Source organism: Thioclava sp. NS-SX20 (assembly GCF_057380695.1).
This window is the reverse complement of the sequence record NZ_JBXXRY010000004.1, coordinates 70,800-83,206: the sequence shown is the minus strand read 5'-3', so window position 1 is coordinate 83,206 and position 12,407 is coordinate 70,800. Positions and strand designations below refer to the sequence as shown.

The 12,407-nt window shown below is 68.3% G+C and carries 12 protein-coding genes; 9 read left to right on the top strand and 3 right to left on the bottom strand.

Annotated elements, in window-relative coordinates:
- Nucleotides 1–25: 25 nt before the first annotated feature.
- Nucleotides 26–1,414 carry an NAD(P)/FAD-dependent oxidoreductase gene (locus AC2ISB_RS18175; RefSeq protein WP_330628268.1) on the bottom strand — a complete coding sequence of 463 codons (1,389 nt, stop codon included), beginning with the start codon at nt 1,412–1,414 and terminating at the stop codon, nt 26–28.
- 133 nt (nt 1,415–1,547) lie between these two features.
- Here AC2ISB_RS18175 and AC2ISB_RS18170 point away from each other — a divergent pair, with 133 nt between their 5' ends.
- From AC2ISB_RS18170 to AC2ISB_RS18150, 5 genes are all read left to right on the top strand, one after another.
- A complete protein-coding gene (locus tag AC2ISB_RS18170) occupies nt 1,548–2,450 on the top strand; it encodes a LysR family transcriptional regulator (protein ID WP_486577311.1) in 903 nt (300 codons plus the stop codon).
- Nucleotides 2,451–2,557: 107 nt separating this feature from the next.
- Nucleotides 2,558–3,415 (top strand): ATP-binding cassette domain-containing protein, encoded by an 858-nt coding sequence (locus tag AC2ISB_RS18165; RefSeq protein WP_486577310.1) that lies wholly within the window; start codon nt 2,558–2,560, stop codon nt 3,413–3,415.
- Entirely contained in the window at nt 3,412–4,347 is a 936-nt protein-coding gene (locus tag AC2ISB_RS18160; RefSeq protein ID WP_486577309.1) for an ATP-binding cassette domain-containing protein, read from the top strand. Before AC2ISB_RS18165 ends, AC2ISB_RS18160 begins: the two co-directional genes overlap by 4 nt.
- Nucleotides 4,328–5,674, top strand: coding sequence for an ABC transporter substrate-binding protein (locus tag AC2ISB_RS18155; protein WP_486577360.1), 1,347 nt, complete (start codon nt 4,328–4,330; stop codon nt 5,672–5,674). The genes AC2ISB_RS18160 and AC2ISB_RS18155 overlap by 20 nt, the downstream gene beginning before the upstream one ends.
- Nucleotides 5,675–5,691: 17 nt before the next feature.
- Complete coding sequence (locus AC2ISB_RS18150) at nt 5,692–7,392, top strand: ABC transporter permease subunit (RefSeq protein ID WP_486577308.1); 1,701 nt, start codon at nt 5,692–5,694, stop codon at nt 7,390–7,392.
- A gap of 24 nt (nt 7,393–7,416) precedes the next feature.
- On the opposite strand, the gene AC2ISB_RS18145 is transcribed toward AC2ISB_RS18150, so the two are convergent.
- The gene (locus AC2ISB_RS18145) at nt 7,417–8,730 is read right to left on the bottom strand and encodes a short-chain fatty acid transporter (protein ID WP_330628263.1); all 1,314 of its coding nucleotides are present in this window, start codon (nt 8,728–8,730) and stop codon (nt 7,417–7,419) included.
- A 245-nt stretch (nt 8,731–8,975) separates the two neighbouring features.
- On the bottom strand, nt 8,976–9,263 hold the full coding sequence (locus tag AC2ISB_RS18140) for a substrate-binding domain-containing protein (protein WP_486577307.1): 288 nt from the start codon (nt 9,261–9,263) through the stop codon (nt 8,976–8,978).
- On the opposite strand from AC2ISB_RS18140, the gene AC2ISB_RS18135 reads away from it, so the two are divergent.
- The 4 genes from AC2ISB_RS18135 (at nt 9,262) to kdgD (ending at nt 12,378) form a co-directional block, all read left to right on the top strand.
- Nucleotides 9,262–9,513, top strand: coding sequence for a TOBE domain-containing protein (locus AC2ISB_RS18135; protein ID WP_486577306.1), 252 nt, complete (start codon nt 9,262–9,264; stop codon nt 9,511–9,513). The genes AC2ISB_RS18140 and AC2ISB_RS18135 overlap by 2 nt on opposite strands.
- A gap of 26 nt (nt 9,514–9,539) precedes the next feature.
- Nucleotides 9,540–10,388, top strand: a complete 849-nt coding sequence (locus AC2ISB_RS18130) for an inositol monophosphatase family protein (protein ID WP_486577305.1) — start codon at nt 9,540–9,542, stop codon at nt 10,386–10,388.
- A 219-nt stretch (nt 10,389–10,607) separates the two neighbouring features.
- Complete coding sequence (locus AC2ISB_RS18125) at nt 10,608–11,345, top strand: FadR/GntR family transcriptional regulator (protein WP_486577304.1); 738 nt, start codon at nt 10,608–10,610, stop codon at nt 11,343–11,345.
- Nucleotides 11,346–11,457: 112 nt separating this feature from the next.
- A complete protein-coding gene (gene kdgD, locus AC2ISB_RS18120; RefSeq protein WP_486577303.1) occupies nt 11,458–12,378 on the top strand; it encodes a 5-dehydro-4-deoxyglucarate dehydratase in 921 nt (306 codons plus the stop codon).
- Nucleotides 12,379–12,407: the final 29 nt, after the last annotated feature.

Genomic DNA, 12,407 nt, shown 5'->3' with positions numbered 1-12,407 from the left:
TGTGCGGCCTAGTTGTGCGCGACCCTCACGACAGCGGAAAGCCCATCCGCCCGCACAGCTTCAGCCACGGTCTACGCCAGCCGCCCTTGCTATCGGCCCCGTCGAGCGCGCGCATGGTCAGCGCCGCCCCCAGCGTCCGCAGCGGCTCGGGCGGGATCCAGCGCGGTTCCGTGGCGGCGAAATCCATCCGTGTCTCGGGCAGGTCCTGCCCCCGAAGCCGTGCCAGACCGACCCGCGCCCCGAAGCGGCTGGCGGTGATGCCAAAGCCCGAATAGCCCCCCGCATAAAGCGCCTTGCCGCCGAAATAGCTTTGGAAATGCACCGCCATACGGGTGGTCAGCGCGATGGGGCCGCTCCATGCATGGGAAAAGCGGATTCCCTCAAGCTGTGGAAATGTGGCAAAGAAAGCGGCGGCCAGCGGCACATAGGGCGTAGCGGTCCGGTCGGGCTGCGGGTCGCGCGGGCTGTTATGGTAATAGCCAAGCCGCCCGCCGAACAGAAGGCGGTCATCGGGGGTGAGGCGCATGTAATTGAGCTGCGTGCGGGTGTCATAGATCCCCTGCCGTCCGGCCCAGCCAAGCGCGTCTTTCTGCGCGGCGCTCAGCGGCTCTGTCGTCACGATGCGGTCGCGCAGCATGGCCACCCGCCGACGGATGCGCGGATGTCCCGCCGCAAAGGCATTGGTGGCCAGCAGCACCTTTGGCGCGCGGATCAGGCCCTGCGGCAGCCGGATCTCCAGCTGCGACCCCCGCTCTTCCAGCGCGGTCATCGGTGTGGTCTCGTAGATCTCCACGCCCAGTTCCCGCGCCGCGCGCAACAGCCCCCATGCCAGCCGCGCCGGATGCACCGTGCCGCTGTCGCGATGCGACCAGAGCGCGCCCTGAAAAAGCGGCGAGTGGATCTGCGCGCGGGTCTGCGGCCCGTCCAGCAGGCTGACCTGATGGCCATATCTGCGATGCAGGTCGTATTCGTGGCGCAACAGCGGCAGCCCCTCGGGGCTGACGGCCACGGTCATCTCGCCGGTCCATTCCAGATCGGCCTCGATGGCATGGCGGGCAAGGGTTGCCGAAAACCCCGCGATATTGTCCTGCCCCAGCGTTTCCAGCCGCGAGATGTCGGCAGGAAAGATCCGTGCGGCATTGCCCAGACCATGCATGACCGAGGTCGACACGATCCCCCCCGGCCGGCCCGACGCGCCGCTGGCGATCCGGCAGGCCTCGATCAGGATGACATGGCAGTCGGGGTCGGTCTCGCGGGCCTGAATGGCCGCCCAGAGCCCCGTGAACCCGCCGCCCACCACCACGAGATCGGCGCGTCTGACGCCGCTGAGGGGCGGCAGGGCCTCGGGCATATCGGGGCGGTCAAGCCAGAACGGGTGGAAGCGGGTATCGGCCAGAGCGGCGGGGCAGGGCATGGGGTCCTCGTGTCGGTCAGGGGCGGGGTGTCGATTGGCGGGCGCGGCAGGGCGTGGGCTTTATGTGACAAAGCGCGGGCTGTTCTCCCATCGCGACTTGCCAATAGATACATTTGCCGCAACAAATGTATCTATGAAAATATCCGGTTCCGATCTGCATCTCTTCCGCGTGTTCGACTCTGTCGTGCGCCATAACGGGCTGTCTGCCGCGCAGATGGAGCTGTCGCTGAGCCAGCCCACGATCTCCAACCACCTGACCGCGCTGGAGCAGCGTCTGGGGGTGGTGCTGTGCGAAAGGGGGCGGCGGGGCTTTGCGCTGACCGAAAAGGGGCGCATCGTGCACCAGATCGCGCTCGAGGTGCTGGGCGGGCTGGACCAGCAGTCCCACCGGCTCAGCCAGTTGCGTGGCAGCTTGGCCGGCAGCGTGCGCATCGCGATTGTCGATTGTGTCGCAAGCGACGTGAATTGCCGCCTGCCCGAGGCTTTGGCGCAGGTGGCCCGTGAGGCGCCGATGATCGAGATCGCGCTCCAGATCCTGCGGCCTGGCGCGATCAGCGCCGCGCTGTCATCCAACGAGCTGGACATCGGAATCGGCAGCTTTGACAACCGTTTGGGGGCGCTGCATTACCATCCGCTCTACCGCGAGGCGCACCGGCTTTACTGCGGGGCGGCGCATCCGCTTTTTGCGCGCCCCGATACCGAGATCACCCGCGATCTGGCCTATGCCGCGCCTTGGGTGCATCGCGGCTACTGGAGCGGGCGGCGGCAGCAGAGCTTCCAGCGCATCGAGGCGGACCGCATCGTCTACGAGATCGAGGCCCAGCTTCTGCTGGTGCTGTCGGGGGCCTATCTGGGGCTGTTGCCCGACCATGCCGCAGCCCCGATGGTGGCGGCGGGGCGGCTGCGGGCGCTGCCGGTGCATGACGATGATTACACGGCGGGGATCGAGCTGGCCACCCGCACGGGGCGGCTGTCGCGCGCGGTCAGCTATCTGCGCGGGCAGATCCTTGGCGCGCATGAAACCCATTCAGCCTAGTCAATAGATCGGGGCCGGTATTGCGGTGCCTTGATCACGAAAGCGGCATTGACCGAGGCTGATATGTTATAATATATCCGGTCAAAACAGCCGGACTGCTCCCTCCCATGCCTCTTGACCCCCCGCCTCTTGCCCTCACGCCGCCCGATCCGATGCCCCCCGATGTGCTGTGCCTGAGCGATCTGCACCTGACGCTGCGCCATCAGCCCGTTCTGAACGGGCTCGACCTGCGGATGCGGGCGGGGCAGCGGATCGCGCTTCTGGGGCTGTCGGGCTCGGGGAAATCGATGACCGCGCGGGCGGCGCTGGGGCTTTTGCCGGAGGGCGCGCGCCTGACGGGGGGCATCCATGTGGCGGGGCAGGAGGTGACCCATGCGCCGGTTCTGGCCCGTCCGTTGCAGGCGCGGCCCGCGATGGTGATGCAGGACACTCTGGCCGCGCTGAACCCGCTGGCCACGATCGGCTACCAGATCGAACAGCCGCTGCGCCGTCAGGCGCGCGCGCAGGGGCCGCGGCCCTGTCGCCGCCGGATCAGGGCGGCGGCGCTGGATCTGCTGGCGCGGGTCGGGCTGGAGGGCGGGGGGGCGCTGCTGTCGCGCTGCCCGCCCGAGCTGTCGGGGGGGCAGCGCCAGCGGGTCTGTCTGGCGATGGCGCTGGCCGCGCGCGCGCGGGTGATCATCGCCGACGAGCCGACCTCGGCGCTTGATGTGGTCACGCAGGCGCAGATCCTGACGCTTCTGCGCGCGATCTGTCAGGGGCCGCAGGGACCGGCGCTGCTGTTTATCACCCATGACCTGCATGCGGCGGCCCATCTGTGCGACGAGGCGCGGGTGATTGCCGGGGGCCGGATTGTCGAGGCCGCGCCGATGCGGGCGCTGCTGTCGCATCCCCGCCATCCGGCCAGTCAGGCGCTGATCGCCTCGGCCAGACAGTGCGGGATCGCCTGCGAAAGGCTCTTCGCATGAGCCTTTACACGGTGGAGTCCCTGCGGCTGGCCTATCCGGCGCGTCGTCTGTTTGCCGGCCATGCGGTGCAGCAGGTCCTGCGCGATCTGTCCTTCACCATCGCGGCGGGCGAGACCGTGGGGCTTGTCGGGGCGTCGGGCAGCGGCAAATCCAGCCTGCTGCGCTGCCTTCTGGCGCTGGAGCCGCGCGCGCAGGGCTGCATCCGTTTTCAGGGGCGGCGGCTGCGGGCGGGGTCCGTGCGCGCGCTTGGCTGGTATCGGCGGGCGGTGCAATATGTGCCGCAGGATCCGGTGGCCTCGCTGGAGCCGCGCCTGAGCGTGGCGCAGATCGTGATGGAGCCGCTGCGCAGGCTGACCGGCGAGACCGCGCCCCTGGCCCGCGCCACCGAGGCGCTGGAAAGCGTGGGGCTGGATCACCGCTATCTGGCGCGCCGCCCGCACGAGCTGTCGGGCGGGCAGGCGCAGCGGGTGGCGATTGCCCGTGCCATCGTGCTCAGGCCGCAGGTCCTGCTGGCCGACGAGCCGGTCAGCGGCCTTGACATGACCATCCGCGCGCAGGTGGCCGCGCTTTTGCGCGGGCTTTGTGCCGAGCAGGGCATGGGGCTGGTGATGGTGTCGCATGATCTGTCCGTGGTGGCCACGCTATGCCGCCGCGTCATGGTGATGGAGGCGGGCGCCCTGGTCGAGGACCGCCCGCTGGCGGCCCTTCTGGCCGCCCCCCATCACCCGCAAACCCGCCGTCTTCTCAATGCCGCGCCGCCAATGATAGCTGCGGCCTCTTCCCAAGGATTTTCCAATGAGACTGCTGAGCAGAGCCCTGATCGCGGGGCTGGCACTTGCCCTTCTCGCGCCGCACGCGCAGGCGGGGGACCGGCGCATCCATATTGCGCATCTGCAACCGCCGCGCTCGGGGTTGAACCCCCTGTCGGATGACGCGTTCAAACTGTCGCGCTGGTCCACCGCCGAAACGCTGGTGCGGCTGGATGCCGAGGGCACGCCGCAGCCGCTTCTGGCCACCGGCTGGACGCGGCTGGATGCGCGGACATGGCGCTTTGCCATCCGGCAGGGGGTGACATTCCACGATGGGACCGCTCTGACGCCGGAGCGAGTGGCCGCCGCGTTGCAGGCCGCCACTGCCGCCGTGCCGCGCCCGCGCATTCTGGACGGGGTGGATCTGGGCGTGCGGGCCGAGGGCGGGGGGGTCATTGTCACCACCGCCAAGGATGACCCGCTGCTGCCCAACCGCCTGTCCAGCCCGCAACTGGCCATTCTGGCCGCGCGCGCCTATCATGCCGATGGCACGGTGGTGCCGACGCGGGCCGGTACCGGCCCCTTCGTGCTGACCGAAATCAACGGCGTCAGCAGCGCCCATCTGGACCGGTTCGACGGCTATTGGGGGACGCCTGCGCGGCTGGCGGGGATCGATGCCGATTATGTCGGGGATGGCACCGCGCGCGGCGCGGCGCTGCGCACGGGGGCGGCGGATGTGGTCGAGGCGGTGCCGGTGTCGCAGGCGGCTCTGGTCGATCCGGCGCTGATCCACGAAGTCCCGATGCCCCGCACCAACACGCTTTACGTCAATACCGCCCGTGGGCCGCTGGCCGATCCGGCGCTGCGTGCGGCGCTGCGCACGGCGCTGGACCCTGCCGCGCTTGTGCGCACCGTCTATGAGGGGCGCGCCGATATCGCCAAGGGCCTTCTGGGTCCGGCCCTGCCCTGGGCCGAGGGGCTGCGCCAGCCGGTGGCCTATCCTGCCGCCCGTGCACCGGCGGGCGAGACGATCGTGCTGGGCACCTTCACCGACCGCGCCGAGCTGCCCGAAGTGGCCGTTCTGGTGGCGCAATCGCTGACGCGGGCGGGGTTTGTCGTCAAGCAGGATGTGCGCGAATATGCCCATATCGAGGCCGATATGCTGGCGGGCAGGTTCGACCTGTTCATCCTGTCGCGGGCGACCGTGCTCGATTCCGGTGATCCTGTGTCCTATATGGTCAGCGATTTCTCCTGTGCGGGTTCGTTCAATATCGCCCAGCTTTGCGATGCCGGTGTCGATGCCGCGCTGGAACGGGCCGCCGCCACCGATCCGGGGCCGGCGCGTCAGGCGGCGATCATCGCGGCAGAGCGCGCCATTCTGGCGACGGGGGCGGCGGTGCCGTTGCTGCATGAACGGGTGATTCAGGGCGAGGCGGCCACGGTGTCGGGGGCGATCCGCGACCCGCGCGAGCGCCAGCTGATCACCGAGCAGACGACGCTGCTCGAATGACCGGCAGGGGGCGGGCGATGCTCCCCGCGCTGTCGCGTGCGGGGACGCTTTGTGCGGTGATGGGGCTGGTGGGGATGCTGCCGTGGATCTCGGGGCGCGATCCGGCGGCGAGCCTGCTGCGGGCGCGGATGGGCGAGCAGCCCCCCACCCCCGAGGCGCTGGCCGCGATCCGTGCCCAGCTGGGTCTGGCCGACGGGCCCTGGGTGCATCTGGGCCAGTGGCTGGCGGGGCTGGTGCGCGGCGATTGGGGGGTGTCGTGGATCTCGGGCGCGCCCGTGCTGGAGGGGATGCTGGGGGCGCTTGCGGTGTCATGGACGCTGATGGCGGCGGCCTTCGGCGTGGCACTGTGCTGTGCGGGGCTGATCGCGCTGCCGGTGCTGTTGCGGGGCCTTCACGGGCGCCCGACACAGACCGCGGGCGTGCTGGCCGCCACCCTGACCGCGCTGCCCGAATTCATGCTCTCGGCGCTGTTTCTGGTGGTGTTCTCGGTCTGGCTGGGCTGGTTTCCGCCCTATGGCTGGCAGGGGTGGTCGCATGTGGTGCTGCCGGCGCTGGCCTTGGGGCTGCCGGGGGGCGGTCTGCTGGGGCGGTTGCTGGGGCAGGCGCTTGCGGCCAGTTTCCACGAGGCATGGATTGCCAGCTGGGCCTGTGCGGGGATCAGCCGCGCGCGGATCGCGCGGGCGGTGCTGCGCCGCAGCCTTCCGGCGCTGATGCCGCAGATCGGCATGATCATGGTGGCGATGACCGGAGGGGCGATCGCTGTCGAAAAGGTGTTTTCCATTCCGGGGCTGGGGCGGGCGGTGCTGGGGGCGGCCTCGGCGCAGGATCTGCCCGCCTTGCAGGCCGGTCTGCTGCTTTTGCTGCTCAATGCGCTGGCCATCGGCATTCTGGCCAACCTGATCCGCGTGGCGCTGCTGGGGCGGGCGCTGACGCTGGGGGCGCTGCCGGTCACCCCGCCGCAAAGCGCGCCTCCCGACCGGCGCCTGTGGCTGGTGCCGCTGCTGGTGGTCCTGCTGCTGGCGGGGCTGGTGCTTTGGGGGCTGCCGCGCGATCCGTTCAGCGCGCAGTATCTGCGGCTGCAGGCCCCTGGCCCCGCGCTGCCGCTGGGGGCGGACGGGCTGGGCCGCGACGTGCTGGCGCGCATCGCGCATGGGGCGTTCTCGACCATCGGCATGGCGGTTCTGGCGACAGGGATCGCGCTGTGTCTGGGGCTTCTCATGGGGATGGTGCCGCGCCTGAGCATCGGCCTGATCGAGGTCACCAAGGCCACGCCGCCCACAATGGCCGCGCTGGTCACCGTGGCGGCGATGGGGCCAAGCGCGATGGGCGCGCTGGTGGCGGTGAGCGCCGTTGCCTGGGCCCCGCTTGCGGCGCATACGGCGGCGCTGGTGGCCGAGGCGCGCGCCAAGCCGCATATCGCCATCGCGCCGGTGCTGGGGGTGGGGCCGCTGCGGCTGATCCCGCGCTCGATCCTGCCCGAGGTGCTGGCCCCCGTGACGCGCCACGCGATGCTGCGCCTGCCGGGGATCGCGCTGGCGCTGGCGGCTTTGGGCTTTCTGGGGCTGGGGGCCAGACCTCCGGCACCGGAATGGGGGCTCGTTCTGGCCGATATGCTGCCCTATGTCGAACGCGCGCCCCTGGCGGTGCTGATGCCGGTGGCGGCCTTGGCGCTGCTTTCGGTGCTGGGGGTATCGCTGGCGACGCTGCTGCGGCGCTAGGCGGGGCCGGATGGCAGGCGGGGCTCAGCCCAAGACGGCAAGGGCGGTGAATGTGCCCGCGATCAGCACGCCCGACAGGCCCAGCCAGATCACCAGATATCCCATGATATCGCGTGCCGATAGCCCCGCCACCCCCAGCAGCGGCAGCGCCCAGAAGGGCTGGATCTGGTTCGTCCAGCCATCGCCCCATGTGAAGGCCATGATCGTATGCGCGGGATTGGCCCCGAGCGCATAGGCCGCCTCCATCACGATCGGCCCCTGAATGGCCCATTGCCCGCCGCCCGAGGGGATGAACAGGTTGACCAGCCCCGCCGAGAGGAAGGTCAGCAGCGGAAAGCTTTCGGGCGTGGCCACAGAGATGATCGTGTTGGAAAAGCTGGTCACCAGACCGGAGGCCGTCATCATCCCCGCAATCCCTGCATAAAGCGGGAACTGCACGATGATCCCCGCCGCAGCGGTCACGGCTTTACGGGCGGCGGCGGTATAGGCATCGGCATTGGGATGCAGCACCAGCCCCAGCGCCAGAAAGAGCAGGATCACCGTGTCCAAGGTGATCGCGAAACGGCTCTCGGCGATCTGACCGGCCAGATAGGTCAGCACCAGAAGCCCCAATGCCAGAGTGGGCAGACGGCTATGCTCGACCCGTTCGGCGGGGCTCGGGGCGGCCCTGTCGGGGGTCTCTTGCGGTGCCTTCGGGGCCTCTTCATGTAGCAGGCGCGGGCAGGGCGGCTGCTTCTGCATCAGGAAGAACCCGACAAGCACCGCCAGAAGCGCCAGTGTCAGCGCGATATTCCACGGCGCGTAAAGGGTCTGTGCCACCGAGACGATGCCGATCTTGCTTTCCATGAAATGCCCCGGTGTGGCGATGACCAGCGGGATCGAGGAGGACGGGCCACGCACCAGCTCGCCGCCATAGGCCGCCGCGACGATCAGCGGAAAATGCACCGCGACACGGCGCCCGACCTCGCGTGCCAGAACCGCGCCTGCCACCATGCCGAACCCCCAGTTGAGGTAATAGCACACAAAGCTCGTTACGATCACGATGACCAGCGCCTGACGCGGCGTGCTGGCCTGTGCCGCCAAGGCCCCGATCATCCGCTGCACCACCGGTGTCATCGCCAGAATATAGCCCGTCAGCAGCACCAGCGTCATCTGCATGGCGAATTTGAACAGCCCCGCAAAGCCGTCGCCCCAATAGCGGGCCATCTCCATCGCCGAGCGGCCCTCGACGCCGATCCCCAGCACGAAGACAATCGCGGTCAGCGCCAGTGCCAGTACGAAGGCGCTTGGCAGGTAACGTTCGACAAGACGTACCGAAAAACGTGTTATAAAATCCAATGGTTCCTCCTCCGGTCCCGTGGGGCATGGCGGCGGCAGGTGCCGTATTCCGGCTTGGCCGGACGGCCGCAGGCCCCTCCTCCTTGCGCAAGGCTATGCCGCGGGGGCGGGGCGGAGAAGCTGTATCGTTCGTATGTTGAGCGTTGTTCAAATACGGGCGGGAGATGTTCGCATACTGAACACCCCCGCACCGCAGCCCCCCGCCCGCTTGGGGCAGGCGCGGGGGTCCGCCAGAGGCGGGCGGCTCAGGCGGGCAGGCGCACGCTTTTGCGCCAGACCATCCGGACCGGAAGCTGGACCATGCGCGTGTCACTCTCGGGGGTGGTCAGCCATTCGACCGCCTTCGCGACGATCTCGGCGGTGGGCTGGGCAAAGGTGTTCAGGGCATAGCTTTCCCAACCGGCCTGCGCGATATCGTCAAAGCCGATCACCGACAGCGCCTCGGGCACCGCAAGGCTGGGCGTGCCCGCCGCCGAGGACACAAGGGCAAGCCTGTGGCATCCGGCGCGGCGCAGGGTGGTGAAGGCGGTCATGCCCGCGCGTCTTTCCGTGCGCGCCAATGCCATTTCGCTGTCCGGCCCCGAGACTGGTCGCGCGGCGCCGCCCCAGACCATGACGGGCCATGTGCGCAGCGCCGCCTATCTGGGCGATCATGTGGAATACGAGATCGAGAGCGAGCTGGGCCAGCTCTTCGCGATCGACCATGCCAATGCCACACCCTATGCGGTGGGCAGTCATCTGGCGCTGAGCTTCCGTGCGACGGGGCTGGCGCTCCTGCCCTGACATTTCCAAAGATTGCGAGACATATCATGACAGATACAGACCCTGCGGCCACCGCCGGAACGGTGGCAGACCGCGCGCGCTTTGCCAAAGAGCTTGCGCAGAATGCCGGCGCCTTGGCGCGGTCGTATTTCCTGCGGCGCGATGAACTGGGTATCGAGACCAAACGCTCGGCCCATGACCTCGTCTCCGAGGCCGACCGCGAGGTGGAGCGCATGATCCGCACCGCCATCGCCGCGCGCTTCCCCGAGGATGCGCTGGTGGGCGAGGAAGACGGGTGCCGCGCCGGGCGCTCGGGCTTTACATGGATCATCGACCCGATCGATGGCACGGCACCGTTTCTTGCGGGCATGCCCGGCTGGTGCGTCTCGATCGGGCTTGTCGATGCGCAGGGGCCTTTGGTCGGGGCGATCGAGGTGCCGATGCTGGCCGAGAGCTATCTTGCCCTGCGCGGGCAGGGGGCCACGCTGAATGACCGCCCGATCCGTGTGGCGCAGGCGCGGACGCTGGCCGACGGGCTGGTGGGGATCGGGGCGAATGACCGCATCTCGAACCGGAGCTTCGGCACCTTCCTTGCCGAATTCGGCGCGGCAGGCGGGGCGTGGGTGCGCTACGGGTCCGGCGCGCTCATGCTGGCTTGGGTCGCGGCGGGGCGGCTGATTGCCTATCTGGAGCCGCGGATGAATGTCTGGGACTGTATCGCGGCCCATTGCCTGATCGAGGAAGCCGGTGGCAGGGTCCGCCCCTTCGATCTGGACGAGGGGCTGATGATCCCTGCCCCCGTGCTGGGCGCAAGCCCTGCGGTCTTCGACACGCTCCAGCGGCTCGGGCGGCTGGAGGAGGATACATTCTGGGTGCCGCAGACCATATCCGTCTAAGGCCCTGTTGTTTTTGTAAAAAACGTCATCTGCCCGCCATTCGGCTCTGTATGCGCACCGGCCCCTCCGGCGGGTTGCAAGGCCGGACCGCCTAGGGGTGGGGCAAGGAAAAGGTTGCGTTGCCCCCCCCGATCCTGTATGATAAGTTGTCTGACTTATCTGTGAGGGAGCGGAGGGCGATCCTGCCTGCACCTCCCCGCATGTTCAGGGAGGATGTTCATGAGCAAGACCGACGCGGCTCCGGCCAAAGGCGAACGGGGGCAACGCCAGACCCTTGTCGCGAAGCTGGCGGAGGCATTGCGTGCCGAGATCGCGGCGGGGCATGTCGCCCCCGGCGCGAGGCTGCCCAGCGAAAGTGCGCTGACCAAGGCGCATGGGGTCAGCCGGACGGTCGTGCGCGAGGCCATCGCGGCGCTGCGCTCGGAGGGGCTGGTGGAGGCGCGGCAGGGGGCGGGGGTCTTTGTGCTGGCCCCCGAAGCGCCCGTGGCCATGCCGTTCCGCAATCTTGATCCGCAGCGTGTCTCCTCGACGATCGAGCTACTGGAATTGCGCAATGCCATCGAATCCGAGGCCGCAGCCCTTGCCGCCCAAAGGCTTGTTCCGCAATGGGAAGAGGCGCTGCTGGAGGCCAATGCAGGCTTTCGTGAGGCGGTGGCCCAAGGGCTGCCGACCGGCGAGGCCGATTACCGGCTGCATCTGGCTATTGCCCGCGCGACCGGCAATCCCCGCTTTCCCGAATTTCTGGAATTCATCGGCACCGGCATCATTCCGCGTGCAGCTTTGGGCGCGGGCGAGCCGAAAGACGAGCCGAGTTCCCGCGACTATCTTGCGCAGATCAGTGCCGAGCATGACCGCATCGTGCAGGCGATCCTTGACCGCGATGAAGAGGCTGCCCGCACAGCGATGCGCACCCATCTGAAGGGCAGCTATCTGCGCTATCGGGCCATCCTGCGGTAAGCGGCGCGATCCTGCATATACATCATACAAGTTGGTTGACAGATTCGGATTTATGGGATTACTTGTCATACAAGCCCGAGGAGAGCGGGCGTAGTCGCGAGGAGGAGGCGATATGACCCCGCAAGATTTGAAAGAGGCCCTCGGGTCCGGACTGCTGTCATTTCCGGTCACCCATTTCGATGCCGAGGGCAATTTTGCCCCCGAAAGCTATCAGGCCCATATCGACTGGCTGTCGGGCTATGACGCGCCGGTGCTGTTTGCCGCAGGCGGCACGGGCGAGTTCTTCTCGCTGGCCCCGCGCGAGATTCCCGCCATTGTCGAGGCCGCGATCGAGGCCGCCTGCGGGCGCACCGCCATTGTCGCGGGCTGCGGCTATGGCACCGAGATGGCCACCGAGATCGCTCGTTCGGTCGAGAAGGTGGGCGGCGAGGGGATCCTGCTGCTGCCGCATTATCTGATCGATGCGCCGCAGGAGGGGCTTTATGCTCATGTGAAAGCGGTCTGCGATGCGACCGCGATGGGGGTGATGGTCTATAACCGCGACAATGCGGTGCTACAGGCCGATACGCTGGCGCGGCTGTGTGATGCCTGCCCGAACCTTGTGGGCTTCAAAGATGGCACCGGCGATATCGGGCTTGTGCGCCAGATCACCGCCAAGATGGGCGACCGTCTGACCTATCTGGGCGGGATGCCCACGGCCGAGCTGTTTGCCGAGGCCTATCTGGGGGCGGGCTTCACCACCTATTCCTCGGCCGTGTTCAACTTCGTGCCCGAGCTGGCGGTCGAGTTCTACCGCGCCCTGCGGGCGGGCGAGCGCGCCACCTGCGAGCGCATCCTCAACGAGTTCTTCTACCCGTTCATGGCCATCCGCAACCGCGCCAAGGGCTATGCCGTCTCGGCGATCAAGGCCGGTGTGCGCGCGCAGGGCTTTGACGCAGGCGCGGTGCGCTCGCCGCTCAAGGATCTCGACGGCGCGGAAATGGCGATGATGGAGGCGCTGATCGCGCCCTATCGCCGGAAGATCGCCGCCTGAGGTGCGGTGAACTTGTCTGACAAGGCGCG

Bases quoted from the DNA above. Each gene is read 5' to 3' on its own strand.
- AC2ISB_RS18175 (WP_330628268.1), bottom strand. From the start codon at position 1,414: ATGCCCTGCCCCGCCGCTCTGGCCGATACCCGCTTCCACCCGTTCTGG.
- AC2ISB_RS18140 (WP_486577307.1), bottom strand. From the start codon at position 9,263: ATGACCGCCTTCACCACCCTGCGCCGCGCCGGATGCCACAGGCTTGCC.
- AC2ISB_RS18165 (WP_486577310.1), top strand. From the start codon at position 2,558: ATGCCTCTTGACCCCCCGCCTCTTGCCCTCACGCCGCCCGATCCGATG.
- AC2ISB_RS18150 (WP_486577308.1), top strand. From the start codon at position 5,692: ATGCTCCCCGCGCTGTCGCGTGCGGGGACGCTTTGTGCGGTGATGGGG.
- AC2ISB_RS18125 (WP_486577304.1), top strand. From the start codon at position 10,608: ATGAGCAAGACCGACGCGGCTCCGGCCAAAGGCGAACGGGGGCAACGC.
- AC2ISB_RS18135 (WP_486577306.1), top strand. From the start codon at position 9,262: ATGCCCGCGCGTCTTTCCGTGCGCGCCAATGCCATTTCGCTGTCCGGC.
- AC2ISB_RS18160 (WP_486577309.1), top strand. From the start codon at position 3,412: ATGAGCCTTTACACGGTGGAGTCCCTGCGGCTGGCCTATCCGGCGCGT.
- kdgD (WP_486577303.1), top strand. From the start codon at position 11,458: ATGACCCCGCAAGATTTGAAAGAGGCCCTCGGGTCCGGACTGCTGTCA.
- AC2ISB_RS18170 (WP_486577311.1), top strand. From the start codon at position 1,548: ATGAAAATATCCGGTTCCGATCTGCATCTCTTCCGCGTGTTCGACTCT.
- AC2ISB_RS18130 (WP_486577305.1), top strand. From the start codon at position 9,540: ATGACAGATACAGACCCTGCGGCCACCGCCGGAACGGTGGCAGACCGC.